Source organism: Virgibacillus sp. FSP13 (genome assembly GCF_054048505.1).
Genome location: NZ_JBSVKG010000002.1, coordinates 94,482 through 115,706 on the forward strand (window position 1 = coordinate 94,482; position 21,225 = coordinate 115,706).

At 37.5% G+C, this 21,225-nt stretch carries 19 protein-coding genes; all 19 read left to right on the top strand.

What is annotated here, in order from left to right:
- The first annotated feature begins 32 nt into the window (after positions 1-32).
- The 19 genes from dapA (at position 33) to rny (ending at position 21,021) form a co-directional block, all read left to right on the top strand.
- Entirely contained in the window at positions 33-899 is an 867-nt protein-coding gene (gene dapA / locus ACW2QC_RS02315; protein ID WP_457542374.1) for a 4-hydroxy-tetrahydrodipicolinate synthase, read from the top strand.
- 141 nt (positions 900-1,040) lie between these two features.
- Positions 1,041-1,775 carry a ClpP family protease gene (locus ACW2QC_RS02320; protein WP_106497571.1) on the top strand — a complete coding sequence of 245 codons (735 nt, stop codon included), beginning with the start codon at positions 1,041-1,043 and terminating at the stop codon, positions 1,773-1,775.
- A complete protein-coding gene (locus tag ACW2QC_RS02325) occupies positions 1,775-1,978 on the top strand; it encodes a YlzJ-like family protein (protein ID WP_457542375.1) in 204 nt (67 codons plus the stop codon). The genes ACW2QC_RS02320 and ACW2QC_RS02325 overlap by 1 nt, the downstream gene beginning before the upstream one ends.
- Positions 1,979-2,122: 144 nt before the next feature.
- Positions 2,123-4,405, top strand: a complete 2,283-nt coding sequence (locus ACW2QC_RS02330; protein ID WP_457542376.1) for a DNA translocase FtsK — start codon at positions 2,123-2,125, stop codon at positions 4,403-4,405.
- Positions 4,406-4,686: 281 nt separating this feature from the next.
- Positions 4,687-5,412, top strand: a complete 726-nt coding sequence (locus tag ACW2QC_RS02335; RefSeq protein ID WP_457542377.1) for a GntR family transcriptional regulator — start codon at positions 4,687-4,689, stop codon at positions 5,410-5,412.
- 100 nt (positions 5,413-5,512) lie between these two features.
- Entirely contained in the window at positions 5,513-6,619 is a 1,107-nt protein-coding gene (locus tag ACW2QC_RS02340; protein WP_457542378.1) for a BMP family lipoprotein, read from the top strand.
- Positions 6,620-6,767: 148 nt separating this feature from the next.
- On the top strand, positions 6,768-8,297 hold the full coding sequence (locus ACW2QC_RS02345; protein WP_457542379.1) for an ABC transporter ATP-binding protein: 1,530 nt from the start codon (positions 6,768-6,770) through the stop codon (positions 8,295-8,297).
- Entirely contained in the window at positions 8,297-9,343 is a 1,047-nt protein-coding gene (locus ACW2QC_RS02350) for an ABC transporter permease (protein WP_457542380.1), read from the top strand. Before ACW2QC_RS02345 ends, ACW2QC_RS02350 begins: the two co-directional genes overlap by 1 nt.
- Positions 9,344-10,303, top strand: a complete 960-nt coding sequence (locus ACW2QC_RS02355) for an ABC transporter permease (protein WP_457542381.1) — start codon at positions 9,344-9,346, stop codon at positions 10,301-10,303. It begins immediately after the preceding gene.
- Positions 10,304-10,464: 161 nt separating this feature from the next.
- Positions 10,465-11,754, top strand: coding sequence for an EF-P 5-aminopentanol modification-associated protein YfmF (gene yfmF / locus ACW2QC_RS02360; RefSeq protein WP_457542382.1), 1,290 nt, complete (start codon positions 10,465-10,467; stop codon positions 11,752-11,754).
- A complete protein-coding gene (gene yfmH, locus ACW2QC_RS02365) occupies positions 11,747-13,030 on the top strand; it encodes an EF-P 5-aminopentanol modification-associated protein YfmH (RefSeq protein WP_457542383.1) in 1,284 nt (427 codons plus the stop codon). The genes yfmF and yfmH overlap by 8 nt, the downstream gene beginning before the upstream one ends.
- A 14-nt stretch (positions 13,031-13,044) precedes the next feature.
- Positions 13,045-13,761 (top strand): elongation factor P 5-aminopentanone reductase, encoded by a 717-nt coding sequence (gene ymfI, locus ACW2QC_RS02370; protein ID WP_457542384.1) that lies wholly within the window; start codon positions 13,045-13,047, stop codon positions 13,759-13,761.
- Between the two features lie 90 nt (positions 13,762-13,851).
- Complete coding sequence (locus ACW2QC_RS02375; protein WP_457542638.1) at positions 13,852-14,112, top strand: DUF3243 family protein; 261 nt, start codon at positions 13,852-13,854, stop codon at positions 14,110-14,112.
- A 194-nt stretch (positions 14,113-14,306) separates the two neighbouring features.
- Positions 14,307-15,098 carry a DUF3388 domain-containing protein gene (locus ACW2QC_RS02380; protein ID WP_457542385.1) on the top strand — a complete coding sequence of 264 codons (792 nt, stop codon included), beginning with the start codon at positions 14,307-14,309 and terminating at the stop codon, positions 15,096-15,098.
- A gap of 18 nt (positions 15,099-15,116) precedes the next feature.
- Positions 15,117-16,034: a RodZ domain-containing protein gene (locus tag ACW2QC_RS02385; protein ID WP_457542386.1), complete on the top strand. Its 918-nt coding sequence runs from the start codon at positions 15,117-15,119 to the stop codon at positions 16,032-16,034.
- A gap of 91 nt (positions 16,035-16,125) precedes the next feature.
- Entirely contained in the window at positions 16,126-16,704 is a 579-nt protein-coding gene (gene pgsA / locus ACW2QC_RS02390; protein ID WP_457542387.1) for a CDP-diacylglycerol--glycerol-3-phosphate 3-phosphatidyltransferase, read from the top strand.
- Positions 16,704-17,945: a competence/damage-inducible protein A gene (locus ACW2QC_RS02395; protein WP_457542388.1), complete on the top strand. Its 1,242-nt coding sequence runs from the start codon at positions 16,704-16,706 to the stop codon at positions 17,943-17,945. The genes pgsA and ACW2QC_RS02395 overlap by 1 nt, the downstream gene beginning before the upstream one ends.
- 175 nt (positions 17,946-18,120) lie before the next feature.
- Complete coding sequence (gene recA, locus ACW2QC_RS02400; protein ID WP_457542389.1) at positions 18,121-19,161, top strand: recombinase RecA; 1,041 nt, start codon at positions 18,121-18,123, stop codon at positions 19,159-19,161.
- Positions 19,162-19,461: 300 nt separating this feature from the next.
- Complete coding sequence (gene rny, locus ACW2QC_RS02405) at positions 19,462-21,021, top strand: ribonuclease Y (protein ID WP_457542390.1); 1,560 nt, start codon at positions 19,462-19,464, stop codon at positions 21,019-21,021.
- The last annotated feature ends 204 nt before the right edge of the window (positions 21,022-21,225 follow it).

Sequence of the window (21,225 nt, forward strand, 5' to 3'; positions counted from 1 at the left end):
GATCGTTTGGGGTAGTAAAGGAGTGAGTTTAAATGAATTTTGGCAAGGTATTAACCGCGATGGTAACTCCTTTTGACTCAGAGGGAAACATCGATTACGATCAAACATCTCTTTTAATTGATTATTTACTTAGCCATGGAACAGAAGGATTGATTATTGCGGGTACAACTGGCGAATCACCCACACTGTCGATGGAAGAAAAAATAAATTTTTTTAGCCATGTTGTAAAAGTTGTCAACAAGCGGGTTCCGGTCATTGCCGGTACTGGAAGTAACAATACCGCGGCTTCTATTGCACTGACAAAAGAAGCTGAGACCTGTGGTGTAGATGCGGTTATGCTTGTTGCACCATATTATAATAAACCAAATCAACATGGGCTCTTTGAACATTTTAAAGCGATTGCAAATGAAACATCATTGCCAGTTATGCTCTACAATATACCAGGGAGATCAGTTGTACAAATAAGTGCTGATACGATAATCAAATTGAGTGAGGTTGAGAATATTGTCTCCGTTAAAGAGGCAAGTGGTGATCTGGATCAAATAGCAACGATTATTGAAAATACAGGCGATGATTTCACTGTATACTCTGGTGAAGACGGGTTAACATTACCGATGCTATCCATTGGTGCAGAGGGTGTAATCTCTGTTGCTTCCCATGTCATTGGGGATGATATGCAAAAAATGGTGCAAGCATTTTACGATGGTGAGGTACAAAACGCTGCAGCAATCCACCGTGATATTCTACCAATTATGAATGGTCTATTTATGTCACCTTCACCTGTACCAGTAAAAGAAGCACTTAAAATGAATGGTATTGATGTCGGATCTGTTCGCCTTCCACTAGTTCCCCTTACAGAATTTGAACAACAGGAATTAATGCAATTAATGAAAAGGTAAATCGGCTACTGCTGATTTACCTTTCTTTAAGTAGGGTTGGCCTTGGATCGTGTTAACACTTCTGCTTTTCGATGCATGTTACACATCTGTTTCGTTCATACTACAGATAGTATGAATGAAGAATAAAGGAGTGTTACGAAAATGAATAAGGATGTTTCGAAAAAAGAAGGAGAAACACAAGATGATCAACAGAATGGATCATCATTGGTTCAAAAAATACAACAACTTGGGCAATCAAATGTTCCGCAAGCCCCTGATTCAAATATTCATGTACTCTCGATTATTGGACAGGTTGAGGGGCATGTCCAATTACCGCCACAAAATAAGACGACGAAATATGAACATCTCCTACCACAACTTATTGCAATTGAGCAAAATCCAAAAATAGAAGGGCTTATTATCTTACTAAATACTGTTGGTGGTGATGTGGAAGCAGGCCTTGCCTTATCGGAAATGATCGCATCATTATCCAAACCAACTGTATCTGTTGTTTTAGGCGGTGGGCATTCAATTGGCGTACCAATTGCAGTAGCAACTTCACATTCATTTATTGTTCCTACAGCTACAATGACCATTCATCCAATTCGGTTAACTGGTATGGTAATTGGTGTTCCACAAACATTTGAATACATGGATAAAATGCAGGATCGAGTAATTAATTTTGTTGTCAATCATTCCAATATCAAGGAAGAAAAGTTCAAAGAGCTTATGTTTGCCAAAGGAAATCTAACTCGGGATATAGGTACAAATGTTGTAGGAACACATGCCGTTGAGTATGGATTAATTGATGCGGTTGGTGGTGTCAAAGAAGCAATGGTCAAATTAAATGAATTAATTGAGGAAAACAATGGCAGAGAAGAGCAGGTGATCCAATAATGCTATACACACCATTATCGGAAACAGACATATTCCCTATTTCAGAAGAGGAATTTTCCAATCGACAATGTGTTACGTATCAGGGGAGATCATTATATGTCGAACAATTAAGTGATGGAAGCTATCAGTTGTTGCAGTTACTTTCCACGGATCCTCAAGATTTTTTAGATTCGGCCTACACCCCGGGTACGATTTTACGATAATTGGTAATATCTATCGCCAATCTATGCTATAATATGGATGAAAGATGCTTGTCCGTTCTGTTAACCCTTGCCTACTTTATGTACTTAATGGCAGGGGTTTCTAAATTCATCAATTTGCCAAAGTCCAGGATTGAGGTGAACAAAGTGACAAAGAAAAGAAAAAAAAGAAAGAAACAACTAAAAAAACAGGTGAAATATGAATTATTAGGCTTATTATTTATTTTCTTAGCTATTTTCGGCAGTGGGGCCAGTGCTATTAGTGATGGTGCGATTCCTGGTTTTTTAGAAAATATCTTTCGTTTCTTTTTAGGAATATGGTATTTTATAGCTTCCATATTTTTATTGATAACAGGTGTAATTCTACTAGTTAAACGACGCTATCCAGACTTTACACATAAGAAAATAATTGGATTTTATATTATTTTTGCAGGCATACTCCTATTAACCCAAATTCAAACATTTGAACGTTTGTTGTTACTAATGGAAGATTCGTCCATTTTAAAAGCAACATGGGATAATTATTTCCTTTATTTGAATGGTGAAGGTACGGCAGCTCAAACAGGCGGCGGAATGATTGGAGCACTTCTTTTTGCGTTTTGCTATTTTTTATTTTCTGCTGTTGGTGCAAAAATTGTCGCTGTATTTTCGATTATGGTGGGTATTATATTTCTGACTGACTTCTCCATAGGTGATTTTTTCTCAAATACTACAAAAAAACTAGGTTCGATGTTTCAGAGACTTAAAGCCCGTTTGGAAGATTCCCGCGAGAAAAAGCAGGCTTTAAAGGATGAACAGATTTTAGAAGTGAACGAGTCGATAGAGAATACATCTCAGGAAGATGAGCCGGTAATTCAAGATTTTACCGATGTTGCGTATTCATTTGAAACAGAGCAAACAAATACTGATCCAAAACCATTTGTTCAAGAATCAGCTGAAGAAGATCAACATGAGTCAGAGGACATTGACATTGCAACAATGCCAATGACCGAAACTGAAAACTATGAATATATATTGCCGTCCTCTGATTTGTTAGCTGAACCAGCACATAATTCACAACAACATGAAAAATCACACATACAAGCCACTGTCAGAAAACTGGAAAGAACATTTCACAGTTTTGGCGTGAAAGCAAGAGTAACTAAAGTACATGTTGGACCAGCCGTAACGAAATATGAAATATACCCTGAAGCAGGTGTAAAAGTAAGTAAAATTGTTAGTTTGCACGATGATCTTGCACTTGCATTGGCGGCAAAAGATATTCGTATTGAGGCACCAATCCCTGGGAAGTCGGCAGTCGGTATTGAGGTGCCGAACCAAGAAATAGCCATGGTTTCATTACGGGAAGTATTGGACACTTCGATGAAACAAGCTACGAAACTATTATTCGCTTTAGGTAGAGACATATCAGGCGATGCAGTAGTTGGTGAATTGAATAAAATGCCGCACTTATTAATAGCTGGTGCTACTGGAAGCGGGAAAAGTGTCTGTGTGAACGGCATTATTACAACGATACTAATGCGCGCTAAGCCGCATGAAGTAAAAATGATGATGATTGACCCGAAAAAAGTAGAATTGAATGTATACAATGGAATTCCGCATCTCTTGGCACCTGTTGTAACAGACCCAAAAAAAGCATCAAGAGCATTGAAAAAAGTTGTTGCTGAAATGGAACGTCGTTATGATCTATTTTCTGATACGGGTACAAGAAATATAGAAGGATACAATGAATACATTCGTAAATACAATCAAACTGTTGAAGAGGAAGATCATCAGCCTAATTTACCTTATATCGTTGTCTTGGTCGATGAGTTAGCTGACTTAATGATGGTGGCTTCTAGTGATGTTGAAGATTCCATCACTAGACTTGCGCAAATGGCTAGAGCAGCTGGAATTCATTTAATTATTGCAACACAACGACCGTCTGTTGATGTCATTACGGGTGTCATTAAGGCAAACATTCCGTCTCGTATTGCTTTTAGTGTATCATCACAAACCGACTCTCGTACCATTTTGGATTCGGGTGGTGCAGAAAAATTACTAGGTAGGGGCGATATGCTATACATGCCAGTTGGTGCTTCAAAACCCACTAGAGTACAAGGCGCATTTTTGTCGGATGAAGAGGTAGAGCGTATCGTTGACCATTGTATCGATCAGCAAAAAGCATCGTACCAGGAAGAGATGATTCCAGAAGACACAGCTGAGGTTAAATCGGAAGTAGACGATGAACTGTTTGATGATGCTGTTCAACTTATTACTGAAATGCAAAGTGCTAGTGTTTCCATGCTACAAAGAAGATTCCGCATCGGTTATACAAGAGCAGCTCGATTGATTGACGCCATGGAAGATAGGGGAATTGTTGGACCATATGAAGGAAGCAAACCAAGACAAGTCTTAATCTCCCAAGCCTCAGAGGAAAAATCATCTTAATAATAAAAACAATGTAAAACAGAAAACACAGGCAGCAATACCTAGAAAATTATCAGGTTTTTGCTGCTTTTTTTGGACATTTAGCATTTTTAGCCAAAATAAAAGATAATTTTTAAGAATTTTGTCCTATAACTGTTTATTTCTTTGCAGAAAAATGGTATATTAATTTTCGGATATATGAGTCATACGTCAGAGGTCAGATCACAATCTGAATTTTTTCTGGCTGTCGTATGAAGGCGCTTTCGTTTTTACGTGATTATGTTTACAAAAGGGGGGGGAATATGTCAATCAAAATGGATTCGCGTCATTTATATTTACAAGTAATTGATGAGGTTAAGCGTGATATTGAAAGCGGTAAATATAAAGAAAGAGAGAAGCTCCCATCAGAGTTTCAATTATCAAAGCAATTAGGTGTCTCGCGTGCTACATTACGAGAAGCACTCCGCATTTTAGAAGAAGAAAATGTGGTGACGAGAAGACATGGAGTGGGTACATTTGTTAATCCCAAACCAATTTTCTCATCTGGGATAGAACAGTTAAATAGTGTTACGTATATGATTAGACAGTCGGGAAAAACCGCTGGATCAGAATATATATCAACAGAGTTCATTGAACCGACTGAAGATGACCGCAATCGATTTGCACCTAAAGAAATTCAAAAACTCGCAAAAATCGAGCGTGTTCGGACAGCAGATAATGATCCTGTTGTGTTTTGTATTGACAAAATACCGGAGGGCCTTATTCCACTAGAACATGTTCACGAAGAAGACTCATTATTTAAACTTTTAGAAGCTCACGCAAATAAGCGAATCACCTATGCTATTACGTATATTGAGCCAATCAGTTATCATGATCGTATATACGATATTTTGGATTGTGACCCTGAGCAATCATTGTTGCTACTAAAACAGGTACATTATACAGTTGATGATGAACCGGTATTATATTCTATAAACTATTTTCGCTCTGATGTATTTAGTTTTCATGTTTTACGGAAACGCTTGTAAGGGGTATCATAAATTAGCACTCTTGGGAGGTGATCGGACACTAGTAGCTTAAAGCGGTTGTTTAGTTGTATGCAAAATTCAAAAATAGGGGGTTTTTTGATTGAAAAATCGTAAATTTATTTTACTATTTGCTTTAATTTTAAGCATTGGAGTGGTACTAGCTGCATGTGGCAGTTCGGATGACGACAGTAAGAGCAATGATGAAAAATCTGGCGATGAAGCAGGTAGCGAAGATTCAGACTTCAGCGCAGCAATGGTAACTGATATTGGTGGTGTAGATGATAAATCATTTAACCAATCAGCATGGGAAGGTTTGCAAGCATGGGGTGATGAACATGGCTTTTCCAAAAGTGATGGAATTGATTATGCTCAATCAAACGATCAATCAGAATACATGCCTAACCTTACTCGTTTAGTGAAACAAGATTACAATTTAATTTTCGGTATCGGCTTTAATCTTAAAGAAGGTATTACTAAGGTTGCCAAGCAATATCCGGACACACACTTCTCAATTGTCGATGATGTTGTAGAGGAACCAAATGTTGCAAGCGTTACATTTAAAGAACATGAAGGATCATTCTTGGTTGGTGTTGCTGCAGCAATGAAAACGAAATCAAATAAAGTTGGATTTGTTGGTGGGGTTGATTCTCCTTTAATTAACAAGTTTGAATCTGGTTTTATCGCAGGTGTTAAATCTGTAAATCCGGATATTGATATTGATGTACAATATGCAGAATCTTTCGGAGCTGCTGATAAAGGTAAATTGATTGCAACGAATATGTACAACAATGGTGTAGACGTTATTTATCATTCTTCTGGCGGAACTGGAAATGGTGTATTTGCTCAAGCTAAGGATATTAAACAGAATAACCCTGATAAAGATGTTTGGGTAATTGGTGTTGACCGTGACCAATACGAAGAAGGACAAATTGACGATTACAATGTAACACTAACATCAATGGTTAAACGTGTAGATGTTGCTGTACAAGACTTATCCAATAAGTCCATGAATGGTGAATTTCCTGGTGGTGAAGTACTAGAATACGGCTTGGAAGATGAAGCTATTAGTGTAGCAAAAACAAATGAAGAAGCACTAACAGACGAAATTATTAAAGCTGTAGATGAATGGAAAGAAAAGATCACCAACGGAGAAATTGACGTTCCAAAAACACGTGAAGAAACTGAAGAATTTGTGGATGCACTATAAAAAGTAGGTAAAGAAAGGCTGGAGTTACCAGCCTTTCTTTATCCTTAAATCATGTAAAATCTCTAAATGAAGGGATACGTTATTTCCAGCCTCTTCATTTGGTGATTTTCAAGAAACCAGTATATTTGTAAAAGAGGGGTGAAGAGAAGTGGATTATGTAATTGAAATGCTTCATATACGTAAAGAATTTCCTGGAATCGTTGCAAATGATGATATAACGATACAGTTAAAAAAAGGGGAAATTCATGCATTATTAGGCGAAAATGGAGCTGGAAAATCCACCTTAATGAATGTGTTATTTGGCTTGTACCAGCCAGAAAAAGGGGAAATACATGTTCATGGTGAGAAAGTAGATATTACCAATCCTAATATTGCCAACGATCTAGGAATTGGAATGGTCCATCAGCATTTTATGTTAGTTGATACATTTACAGTTACGCAAAACATTATCCTTGGTAGTGAACCGACAAAGAAAAGTGGGAAAATCAACCTGAAAAAGGCAGAAAAAGAGGTTCAGGAACTTTCAGATCGTTATGGTTTAAAGGTGGATCCTACCGCGAAAATAAGTGATATATCGGTTGGTATGCAACAGCGTGTCGAAATCTTAAAAACATTATATCGCGGTGCTGAAGTCCTAATTTTTGACGAACCTACCGCAGTTCTTACCCCACAGGAAATCAATGAGTTAATTGAAATTATGCGTTCATTAATAAAAGAAGGCAAATCTATTATTCTTATTACACACAAACTGAAGGAAATTATGGAGGTTTGTGATAGGTGTACCGTAATTCGTAAAGGAAAAGGGATTCGTACAGTTGATGTGAAGGATTCGAGTGTTACGGAATTAGCTTCTTTAATGGTCGGTAGGGATGTTAGTTTTAAAACAGACAAGCAGAAAGCAAATCCGAAAGACGTCGTTCTTGAAATTGAAAATTTATTTGTTAAAGATGCTAGAAAAGTAGATTTGGTGAAAGGGTTGGATCTTGAACTGCGGGCTGGCGAAATTGTTGGTATTGCCGGCGTTGATGGTAATGGACAGTCGGAATTAATTGAGGCTATCACTGGACTGACAAAATCAGAATCAGGAACAATAAAATTAAACAATAAGGATATTACGAATCTATCACCACGAAAAGTAACCGAAAGTGGTGTTGGGCACATCCCACAAGATCGCCATAAATATGGACTTGTATTAGACTATCCGATTGGTGAAAATATGGTGCTTCAAACTTATTATCAAAAACCATATTCAAAGGGTTCGATTCTGAACTACAAAGAGATTTATAAAAAAGCAACCCAATTAATTAACGAATATGATGTTCGCACACCTAGTGAATATACGAAAGCGCGTGCATTATCAGGAGGAAACCAGCAAAAGGCAATTATAAGCCGGGAGGTAGATCGTTCACCGGACTTATTAATTGCTGTACAGCCTACTAGAGGTTTAGATGTTGGGGCAATAGAATTTATTCATAAAAAATTGATTGAAGAAAGAGATAAAGGAAAAGCAGTTTTACTCGTTTCTTTTGAGTTAGATGAAATTATCGATGTAAGTGATCGTATTGCCGTTATGTTTGACGGGAAAATAGTTGCAAACGTGAAACCTGAAGAAACAAACGAGCAAGAACTAGGTTTGTTAATGGCAGGTAGTAAGCAGGAAAGTGCAGGTGATGAATAATGGCTTCTAACAAAATGTTTAATATACTAGTTCCAATCATCTCTGTATTATTAGGGTTGATCTTTGGAGCTATTATCATGCTAGCATTCGGCTACAATCCGATTGAAGGATATGCTGCACTTTGGCAGGGCTCGTTTGGTGATTTGTATTTCTTCGGTGAAACATTACGGAAAGTTGCACCCTATATCCTAACCGGTTTAGCTGTCGCATTCGCCTATCGCGCAAATCTATTTAATATTGGTGCGGAGGGACAAGTCATAGTAGGCTGGCTTGCAGCTGTTTGGGTTGGTTTGGCTGTAGATGCACCAATGTATATACATTTGCCACTAGCTATTATTGCTGCGGCAGTTGCAGGTGCAGTGTGGGGCTTTGTGCCAGGTTTACTAAAAGCAAAATTAGGTGTACATGAAGTAATTGTTACGATTATGATGAACTATATCGCATTATATTGTACAAACGAAATAATCAGAAGTGTTCTAACTGATAATGCGGAAACAACAGAACAGATATCTGAATCAGCTTCTTTGGCATCTGAATGGTTGCAAGGTTTAACGTATTTTTCCAGATTGCACTATGGAATTTTAATCGCATTATTCGCTGCTGCTGTAATGTGGTTTATTATTGATCGAACAACAACTGGTTATGAAATTAAAGCAGTCGGATTTAATCAACATGCATCAAAATATGCTGGCATGAACGTTAGTAAAAATATTATCTTATCAATGGTCATATCTGGAGCTTTCGCAGGACTTGCAGGAGCAATGGAAGGATTGGGAACGTATGGAACTATATCCGTTATGTCTGGTTTTACCAATTTAGGTTTTGACGGGATAGCAGTGGCACTACTAGGTGCGAATACTGCCATTGGTGTCGTGCTTGCGGCGTTCTTGTTTGGGGTACTGAAGGTAGGAGCTGTTAACATGCCTACCGTTGCAGGTGTACCAACTGAACTTGTTGATATTATTATTGCGTTAATTATTTTCTTTGTTGCATCAAGTTACATCATTCGCTGGGTATTACTTCGCTTTAAAAAGGAGGAAAAGTAAATGGGAATTGTTGATCTATTACAATCCATTATTACACCTGCACTGTTCTTTTCAGCACCTCTTATTTTTACGGCGTTAGGTGGCGTATTTAGTGAAAAATCTGGTGTTGTCAATATTGGTCTCGAAGGTTTAATGGTAATGGGTGCCTTCGTTGGTATTGTGTTTAACTTAACATTTTCAGACGCATTGGGAGCGTGGACACCATGGATTTCCATTCTTGTGGCAATGGTTGTTTCCGCGATATTTTCCATCATTCACGCTGTTGCATCTGTGTCCTTTCGAGCGGATCAGGTTGTTAGTGGTGTGGCAATAAACTTTTTAGCACTTGGTTTAGGTGTCTTTTTAACCAAACAATGGTATGGAAAAGGACAAACAGATATGGTCGATGAGCCGTTCTATACAACAGATGTGCCCATATTAGGCGATATTCCTGTGATTGGCCCAATATTTTTCCAACATACGTATTTAACATCATATTTGGCAATTATTTTAGCATTTATTGCATGGTATGTACTTTATAAAACACCTTTTGGATTACGCTTACGAGCAGTTGGTGAACATCCGATGGCGGCTGATACAAACGGAATAAACGTTTATAAAATGCGTTATATTGCGGTTATGATTTCTGGAGCGATGGGGGGTCTAGGTGGTTCTGTATTTGCTTTGACAATCGCTTTAAATTTCTCGCATTCAACGATTGTTGGACAAGGGTTTATGTCACTTGCTGCGGTCATATTCGGTAAATGGCATCCACTCGGTGCAATGGGAGCTGCTTTATTCTTTGGATTTGCACAAAGCTTAAGTGTTATAAGTGCCGGGGTTCCATTCCTTGAAAATGTACCACAAATTTATTTGCTAATTGCTCCTTACGTTCTAACAATTCTCGCATTAGCAGGATTCATCGGACGTGCAGAAGCACCAAAAGCAAATGGTGTACCATACATTAAAGGCAGTAGATAGAATGATTAAGCCTTAAATAAAAACTGATCCATAAAGGGTCAGTTTTTATTTTTGGCAAAAATAGCCTATAATAATAGATAGAATAGAATAAACTAATATTGAGATAGTAAAAAGGAACAATGGAAAAGTTTAGCAACATACATAAAATGGGAGGAAATCGAATGAGCAATGTTGCCGAAGAAGTGTTTCAAGAAAATGGATTTCATTTACATGTCATACCGAACAAAAAGCATAAAACAATTGCTTTTGTAGCAAAACTGAAAGCACCTCTGGATAGAGAAACAATCACCAAAAGGGCTTTACTTCCGTATGTATTGCAGCAAGGAACAAAATCGTATCCAAGTAGTACGGCTTTGCAAGCAAGATTGGATGATTTATATGGAGCGGTATTGTCCATTGACGGAGGAAAAAAAGGAAATAATCACATCATTAGTATTCGGTTGGAAATTGCAAATGACAAGTTTATCGCTGATGAATCTTCTGTAATTGAAAAAGGGATTGATTTGTTAAATGAAGTGATTTTTCATCCCAACGTATCGGGTAATGGTTTTGATGAAACAATTTTGGCGCGAGAAAAAGAAACATTACAACAAAAAATAAACGCAATCATTGATGATAAAATGAGTTACGCCAATATGAGGCTAATTGATGAAATGTGTGCTAACGAAATATACCAATTGCATGTTCATGGATATCAAGAAGACCTTGATACCATTACAGCTGAAAATTTATATTACTATTACCAAACAGTATTGGAAAAAGATCAATTGGATATTTATGTTTCAGGAGACATCGTAAGCCAGACAATGAAAGATAAAATCACAGCCCAACTAGAACGAAATGAGGTAGGTCATCACACCGAGCAACAAACGAAAACAAAAGAGGAACGGAAAGAATCAAATACAGTTATAGAAAAACAAGCGATCCAGCAAGCAAAATTACATTTGGGCTATCGCACCCATACTACGTACTCGGATGATGATTATTTTGCATTACAGGTATTTAATGGCATCTTTGGTGGGTTTCCAAGTTCAAAACTCTTTATCAATGTTCGGGAAAAGAACAGCTTAGCTTATTATGCTGCATCACGTTTTGAAAGCCATAAAGGGTTATTGCTTGTCTTCAGTGGAATAGCTCCACAAGATTATGAACAAGCAAGAGAAATTATTGAATTGCAAATGGAAGCTATGAGAAAAGGCGAATTTACAGAAAGTGAAATGGAAGAAACAAAGGGATTAATTGTTAATCAACTATTGGAAACGATGGACCATCCACAGGGAATCATTGAAATGTTGTATCAGCAGGTGATCGGGAACAAAAAATTATCACCAGAACAATTAATCGCTGGTATTAATCAAGTTAGCAAACAGGATATTGAAGAGATCGCCAATAAATTGGAATTGGATACCGTTTACCTTTTAACAAAGAATGGGGGGAACTCGAATGAATAAGCAAAATTATCAAGATATTGAAGAGACAATTTATTCTGAGAAACTTGATAATGGATTAACTGTCTTTTTATTACCAAAACCAGAAATGTCCAAAACATACGGCATTTTTTCAACAAATTATGGTTCAATTGACCAAGCGTTCGTACCCATTGGTCAAGAAGAACAAATTACAGTTCCAGAAGGAGTAGCACATTTTTTAGAACATAAGCTTTTTGAAAAAGAAGATCGGGATGTATTCGCAGATTTTGGCAAACAAGGTGCTTCAGCCAATGCGTATACATCGTTTACCAAAACAGCATATTTGTTTGCTGCTACAGATCAAATCGACAAAAATGTGGAAACGTTAATTGATTTTGTACAGGACCCGTTTTTCTCGGAGCAATCGGTCGAGAAAGAAAAAGGAATCATCGGTCAAGAGATAACAATGTACGATGATCAACCCGATTGGCAAGCATTTATGGGAACGATTAAAGGCATGTTTCAAAAGCATGCTGTAAAAGTTGATATTGCCGGCACAGTGGATTCAATCAATTCCATCACAAAAGATGATTTGTACACGTGTTACAATACGTTTTATCATCCTGAAAATATGACATTGTTTATCGCCGGAAATTTTGACGTTGACAAGATGACAAAATTGATCAAAACAAATCAAAGCCAAAAAGAGTTTGCTAAACTGGAGAAAATTAAACGACATTATCCCAACGAGCCCGAGGAAGTGGCAATGGCAGAAAATAAGATTGTAATGCCAGTGTCTATTCCAAAATGTACAGTAGGTATTAAAGAATCGGCAAAGGAAATGAACGGAGACGAATTCTTAAATAAAGATTTATTGCAAGGTATGGTAATTGACCATTATTTTTCAAAGGGCGGACCATTTTACCAAGAATTATATGATCAAAAACTGATTGATTCCAGTTTTTATTTTGAAACAAATTTAGAAAAAAACTTCGGCTATTCACTGATTGGGGGTAATACAGCTGAACCTGATCAGTTTGCCGAAAAGGTCAAAGAAATGTTAATGCGTACAAATGAGGCGACATTAACTGAGGAAGAATTCACACGAATGAAAAAGAAAAAAATTGGCCAATTGTTACGGGCTATGAACTCTTTGGAATTTATTGCTAATAAATTTATCCACTATCACATTGTAGGAATTGATTTATTTAAGCTAATTCCAACCATTCAGTCCTTAACGTTAGATGAGGCAAATCATTTCATCCAAAACTGGGTTAAGGCTGAGCGTTTATCGATTTGTAAAATAGTTGCGGAGTAAGAGTAGGGGATATTATGGGGAGAAATATACTAATTGTTGGGGCGAGCGGCGATATTGGGATCGCTATTGCCAAGCGTTTAGTAACAGATGGCAACCAATTAATTTTACATTATCATAAAAATAAGCAAGCTATTGATCAATTGCGAAATAACGTAAAACAAGAGCAAATTTTGCTGGAAGTACAAGCAGACCTTTCAACGCTAAATGGGATTGAAAGGTTGCTCCATCAATTGGTTTTTCCTGTTGATTCGATTGTTTTTGCTAGTGGTAATGCGTATTATGGACTGTTTCAACAAGCAACCATTGAAGAAATGGATAACATGTTAACGTTACATGTAAAAGCACCTTGGATCATTACAAAGCAACTATTACCATCCATGATTCAACAACACTTTGGTTCCATTATTTTTATTACATCAATTTGGGGAAATGTCGGAGCGAGCAATGAGGTCATGTATTCTTCGGTCAAAGGTGCACAAAACAGTTTTGTGAAAGCTTTGGCTAAGGAGGTTGCTCCAAGTGGGGTCTCGGTAAATGCAATTAGTCCGGGATTCATTGATACGAAAATGAATGCAAATTTATCACCAGCAGAAAAGGAAGAAGTTATCGCCCAGATCCCGATGAACAGGGCTGGGAAACCAGAAGAAATTGCACATACCGTCAGTTTTTTGTTGGATGAAAGATCAAACTATATCCAAGGGGAAATCATCGAAATAAATGGTGGCTGGTAACTGTCTTTAGCCAGGCATCGCTTCCTGCATGTATAAACATCCAAAAACCTCAAATACTATACGTGTAAAAAAATGAAGGAGGCTGTGATGATGTCCGTTTTGGATAATTTTGATACATGGAAAGATTTCTTAGCCAATCGACTACAGCAAGCTCAACAGGAGGGGATGAGTCAACAAACCATATCAAATATGGCTTATGAAGTTGGTGACTATCTCGCAAAACGTGTTGATGCAAAAAATAACGAAGAAGCGGTATTACTTGAATTATGGAACGCTGCTTCTTCAGAAGAAAGACAAGCCATTGCCAGTTCGATGGTAAAACTTGTGCAAAATGAAGGAAATACACATTAATTCTCTTTATAATAAAGAAGCTGAAGAAATAAATCAGCTTCTTTATTTTTTATTAATATAGTCTGATAATAATTGTTTTAGCATATTTTTCTAGGAATCTGCATTTATATTGCTAATCTCCTTTTCACAATACAAAAAATCATTTATTATAGAGTAGGATGTAATTTTTAAGTATGGATTAAAAGGAGCGTACTATGGAGAAAACAGAATGGTATTTTGAATATGAAATTCAATACAACCGTCCTGGGTTATTAGGTGATATTTCCTCATTATTAGGGATGTTATCCATCAACATCATTTCAATCAATGGTGTTGAAAATTCACGACGGGGTATGCTGCTTCTTTCAAAAAGAGATGAACAAATTACGCGGTTAAAATCAATTTTACAAACAATGGATACAATAAAAATAACGAAACTGAGGAAACCTAAGTTACGGGATAAATTAGCGGTTAGACACGGCAGATATATTCACAGTGATGTTGATGACCGGAAGACATTTCGCTTTGTTCGAAATGAATTAGGTTTACTTGTTGACTTTATGGCGGAATTATATAAAAAAGAAGGACATAAATTAATCGGAATTCGTGGAATGCCACGTGTAGGTAAGACGGAATCGATTGTTGCAGCTAGTGTTTGTGCTAATAAACGCTGGTTATTTGTTTCAAGTACATTGTTAAAGCAAACCATCCGGAGCCAATTAATACAAGATGAATACAGTAGTGATAATTTATATATTATTGATGGTATTGTCTCAACACGTCGTGCCAATGAAAAACATTGGCAATTAATACGGGAAATTATGCAGCTACCTGCAGTCAAAGTTGTGGAACACCCTGATATGTTCGTTCAATCTACTGAGTATGAGTTGGATGATTTTGACTATATTATCGAACTGCGGAGCAATGAAGAGGAAGAAATAACATATGAACCCGTTGAAAGATCCCAATTCAGTCAAGGAAACGGCTTTTCTATGTTTGATTTTTAAAATGGATGGTGTTTACGAATGGAAATTGGCGCAAGACTAAAAGAAGCAAGAATGGAAAAAGAGTTATCGTTGGATAATGTGCAGGAAACAACGAAGATTCAAAAACGATACTTAATTGCGATTGAGGAGGGCAATTTTCATATTTTGCCCGGAAAATTTTATGCCAGAGCATTTATCAAGGAATATGCTACCGCTGTGGGCCTAGACCCAAATGAATTATTGGAAGAGTACAAAGAAGAAATACCTGAAACAGATGAAGATAGCACTGCACAGTATACGCGAATCCAGCGGTCAAGAAAAGAGAATAATCCAGCTAAAAATTCAGCAGTTTTTTCATTAATACCCACTATAATTGTTGTTTTGCTAGTGATAGGTATTATTTTCGCTGCTTGGTATTTTTATAAAGGAGCAATCTCAAAGGATAATTCAGATCCTGTCGATAAACCAGATGATAATGAAATTATTTATAATCCGGATGATGATCAAAATAAAGAAGCTACAGATGAAGATCCAGCTGCTGATGAAGATGCAACAGAAAATGGAGAAGATCAGCTAGATAATAGTGATGAGGAAACAGATACAAATACATCTGAAGCGAAGTTCACAGTGGTTGAAACTGGTACAGGTGCTAGCCCTGAATCGACTCTGGAGTTAGAGAATGCAGGAGATGAAGTAACTATCACGTTTGAATCAGAGGGTAATTCTTATCTCGGTGTAAAAAACGAGGATGGAAAATCGTATTATGAAAAACCATTCACTGCCGAGGAGTCACCAAAAGAAATTGATGTTTCTGGAGATGAACGTATTTATTTGAACGTTGGAAATGCCCCACAATTAAAAATAACCATAAATGGCGTTGAGCTAGAATATCCAGTAGATCCTGAAGACACAGTTCACCAAAAGCTTTGGATAAATTTAAAACCATCATCAGAATGATAAGAATAATACATGAAGCACAAAACCCTTCCCTCATTCCCATGTGGAAGGGTTTTATACCTTATAACCATACATAGGAGGCCAAAGCATTATGAATATACCAAATAGAATCACACTTTCGCGTATTTGTCTGATCCCAATTTTTATTATCCTTCTCAGCGTTCCATTTGATTGGGGAGAATGGCAAATCGGAGCAACCGAATTACCGGTTGTTGATTTTGTAGCGGCATTATTATTTATCGTAGCATCTACAACAGATTGGATTGATGGACATTACGCTCGGAAACATAACTTGGTTACGAATTTAGGAAAATTCCTTGACCCATTAGCAGATAAATTACTTGTTTCGGCGGCACTAATCTTATTAGTTGAAATGGGATTAGCTCCAGCATGGGTCGTAATTGTTATCATTAGTCGCGAATTTGCTGTGACAGGTTTACGTCTTGTAGCAGCTGGTGAAGGAATTGTCCTTGCCGCCAGCAAAATGGGAAAGTTAAAAACAGTTACACAAATCGTTGCAATAGCGGCACTGCTGCTTCATAATTTTCCATTTTCCTATTTGAGCTTTCCATTTGATAGCATTATGTTATATGTTGCGCTATTTTTTACAGCTCTCTCTGGATATGATTATTTCGTTAAAAATTGGAATGTAATGAGGGATTCAAAATAATGGAACAAATTAAATCAGAAATAATTGCAGTCGGCACAGAACTTTTATTAGGGCAAATTGCTAATACAAATGCCCAATGGATTTCCGAACAATTGGCATTACATGGAATTGACATCTATTACCATTCCGTTGTCGGTGATAATTTACATCGCGTGCAAGAACAATTTTCACAAGCATCTAAGCGATCTGATGTTATTATTGTCACCGGTGGATTAGGGCCAACTGATGATGATATGACTAGGGAGGCGTTTCAAAGCATTTCTGGTTTGGAAATAGTGGAGCACAAACCATCAATGGAAAAAATAAAGGCTTATTTCGCAAAACAAAATAGTACAATGACACCAAACAATAGAAAACAAGCACGTGTATTCACCGGGGCAGATGTGATTGAAAATCATGTCGGGATGGCACCCGGAATGATTATTACGTATGAAGGGAAAACATGGATTTTTCTTCCTGGGGTTCCAAAAGAAATGAAGGCGATGGTATCTGACCATGTTCTTCCATTTTTAACTGAACATATAGATAACAACATGGTTATTCAATCAACGATGCTACGTTTTACTGGTATCGGTGAATCACGTTTGGAGCACGAATTAAAATCGATTATCGCGCAACAAACAAATCCAACTATTGCACCGTTAGCACAGACTGAGGGAGTCGCTATTCGTATAACAGCAAAGGCTAACACGCATTATGATGCAACTGAATTAATCAATCATACGAAAAAGAAAATCCTTAACAAAGTAGGTGAGTATTGTTACGGTGTCGATAATGAAAAATTGGAAGAAAAAGTATTTCAGCTATTACAGGAAAAAGGCCTAACATTGGCAGCTGCTGAAAGTCTGACTGGTGGCATGTTTTCTGATCGGTTCGTTGCAATCCCGGGTGCTTCTGCTGTATTTGCTGGTGGCATTGTTTGTTATGATACTAAAGTAAAAGAAAATGTGTTGCACATCTCTTCTGAAATCATTCATGAAAAAGGGACAGTTAGCAATGAATGCGCAAATGAAATGGCTACAAATATCGCAAAGCTTTTAGACGCAACAATTGGCATAAGTTTTACCGGTGTTGCAGGACCTGATACGGTGGAAGGACAGCCAGCCGGTACCGTTTTTATTGCTATTTCTACTAAAACAGGTCAGCAAGTAGAAAAATTTACTTTTCAAGGTGATAGAAAAACAGTTAGAAACAAGGCTGTAATGAAAGGGTACGAATTATTATTTCAATCGTTGAAATAATAAATTCGTCCACATTTTTTGGTAGAAATTTATTTTTGTGCCAATGCAGTATACGAAATACTAGTTTTGGACTGGGTTTCAGACACAAAATACAAGAACATTCATTCGGATTTTTCTTGGCAAATAACCAAAAACAATGTATGATAGAATTAGTTAATTAAAGGAGGTAAACTCGTTGAGTGATAGAAAACAAGCTTTAGATATGGCGTTAAGACAAATTGAAAAGCAGTTTGGGAAAGGTTCAATCATGAAATTGGGTGAGCAACCACTGCAAAAGATAGAAACGATCCCTAGTGGCTCATTAGCACTAGATGTAGCTCTAGGAATAGGTGGCTACCCTCGTGGGCGTGTCGTAGAAATTTATGGTCCGGAATCATCAGGTAAAACGACTGTGGCACTTCACGCGATTGCTGAAGCACAGCGAAAGGGCGGTCAAGCAGCATTTATCGATGCTGAACACGCGCTCGATCCAACATATGCCCGTGCATTAGGTGTTAATATTGAAGAATTGCTTTTGTCACAACCAGATACAGGTGAGCAGGCGTTGGAAATTGCGGAGGCACTTGTACGGAGTGGCGCTGTGGATATTCTGGTCGTGGACTCTGTTGCTGCCCTAGTTCCGAAAGCAGAAATTGAAGGAGAAATGGGAGATTCCCATGTAGGTTTGCAGGCACGTTTAATGTCACAGGCATTGAGAAAACTATCAGGCGCCATCAATAAATCAAAGACAACTGCCATTTTCATTAACCAAATTCGTGAAAAAGTAGGCGTTATGTTTGGAAATCCAGAGACAACCCCTGGTGGACGTGCACTTAAATTCTACTCATCTGTACGACTAGAAGTTCGTCGGGCAGAAACTCTTAAGCAAGGAAATGAAATGGTAGGAAATAAAGCTAGAATAAAAGTAGTGAAGAACAAAGTAGCACCTCCTTTTAAACAGGCAGAAGTAGATATTATGTATGGGGAAGGTATTTCCAAAGAGGGTGAAATACTTGATATTGGCTCCGATTTGGATATCGTGAACAAGAGTGGTGCTTGGTATTCCTATAATGAAGAACGTCTTGGACAAGGAAGAGAAAATGCTAAACAATTTTTGAAAGAAAATGAGGATATGATGGCAGAGATACACGATGCTATTCGAACCCATTATAATTTAGATGCAATGAGTGATGAATCCGAGGAATCGTTAGAAGAACAAGGAAGTCTTGATGTTTGATAAAAAGTAAATAAATTAGTTTGTAATCCTTTGCCAATTCTGCGGAGGATTATTTTTTTGTATATAATTTACGTATAAATAACTTCACCAATTTCGATCGTGGACAAATGAATGTTGCATTTTTTAAACAAATTCAGTTTAATTGTGACGTTTCCTTGACATTGGTTGACTTGGGAATTAAAATTAATATGTATAATTTTATAATCTTTGTTATACAATTTTTGGTTATTTATTCATTGAACATGGTACATGCCGACAATAATGAATTGTACAATTTTATAGCAATAGGAGGTGAATTCCGTGGATATTACTTTAATCATCTCCATTTTGCTTACCCTAATCGTCGGTATTGTTGTTGGTTATCTGATTCGTAAATCTATTGCAGAAGCTAAAATTTCTAGTGCAGAAAATTTGGCGAAACAAATAGTTGATGAGGCACATCGAAATGCAGATGCCGCTAAGAAAGAGGCACTTCTTGAGGCGAAAGATGAAAATCATAAACTTCGCCAGCAGACAGAGGATGAATTACGAGAAAGACGAAACGAAATGCAAAAGCAGGAAAATCGTCTGACACAAAAAGAAGAAAATCTGGACAGAAAAAGTGAAACACTGGACAAGCGTGAACTCTTGTTGGAGAAAAAGGAACAATCGCTTACAGAAAAACAACAACAAATTGAAGAAATGGAAAGCAAAGTGGAAGCTATGATACAAGAGCAGCAAACGGAGCTTGAACGCATTTCAGGATATACAACTGACCAGGCAAGGCAGGTAATTTTAGAGCGTATCGAACAAGAGGTTACACACGAGTCAGCATTAATGATAAAAGAAGCTGAGAATCGTGCCAAAGAAGAAGCTGATAAAAAGGCAAAAAGTATTCTTTCCCTTGCGTTACAACGTTGTGCTGCAGACCACGTTGCTGAAACAACCGTATCTGTTGTAAACCTTCCAAATGATGAAATGAAAGGACGTATTATCGGACGTGAAGGTCGTAATATACGTACATTAGAAACGTTAACAGGAATCGATTTAATCATCGATGATACACCAGAAGCAGTTATTTTATCAGGATTCGACCCGATTCGGAGAGAAACTGCTCGTATGGCTTTAGAAAAGCTTGTACAGGATGGTAGAATTCACCCTGCAAGGATTGAAGAAATGGTGGATAAAGCCAGACGCGAGGTTGATGAATATATACGGGAAGTTGGCGAGGAAACAACATTTGAAGTTGGGGTGCATGGTCTACATCCAGACCTAATTAAAATTCTTGGTCGTTTAAAATACCGTACAAGCTATGGTCAAAATGTGTTGAAGCATTCCACAGAGGTGGCATATTTAGCTGGGCTACTTGCTGCAGAATTAGGTGAAGATGAAACACTTGCAAGACGAGCTGGCTTGCTTCATGATATCGGTAAAGCGATTGATCATGAAGTAGAAGGTAGCCACGTAGAAATTGGTAAAGAACTTGCAATGAAGTATAAAGAACATGAGGTTGTAATCAATTCGATTGCTTCCCACCATGGCGATGAGGAACCTACTTCAATCATTTCTGTCCTTGTAGCTGCCGCAGATGCACTATCTGCCGCTAGACCTGGAGCAAGAAGTGAGACGCTTGAAAATTACATTAAGCGTTTAGAGAAGTTAGAAGAGATTTCAGAATCGTTCACAGGTGTAGAAAAGTCATTTGCAATTCAGGCTGGAAGAGAAATTCGTATAATGGTTAAACCTGATGAAATCGATGACATTGAATCGGTGCGAATAGCACGGGATATTCGCAAACGGATTGAAGGGGAACTTGATTACCCAGGGCATATAAAAGTAACGGTTATCCGAGAAACAAGAGCAGTTGAATATGCAAAATAACAAATGTGGAAGCAGTAATTGCTGAAACTGGACAAAAATAAAAGCGGTCATGTGGCCGCTTTTATTTTTTGTCGTTAATTTTGACAAGACATATTTGTTATGAAACACTAATAATACTTATAAAGGTTGTTCAAAAAGCACGGATAAAAAGGGCACATTTAATTTTTGTGTAGGCGTTGCTGGCATAATGCTAACGGTTTAGCC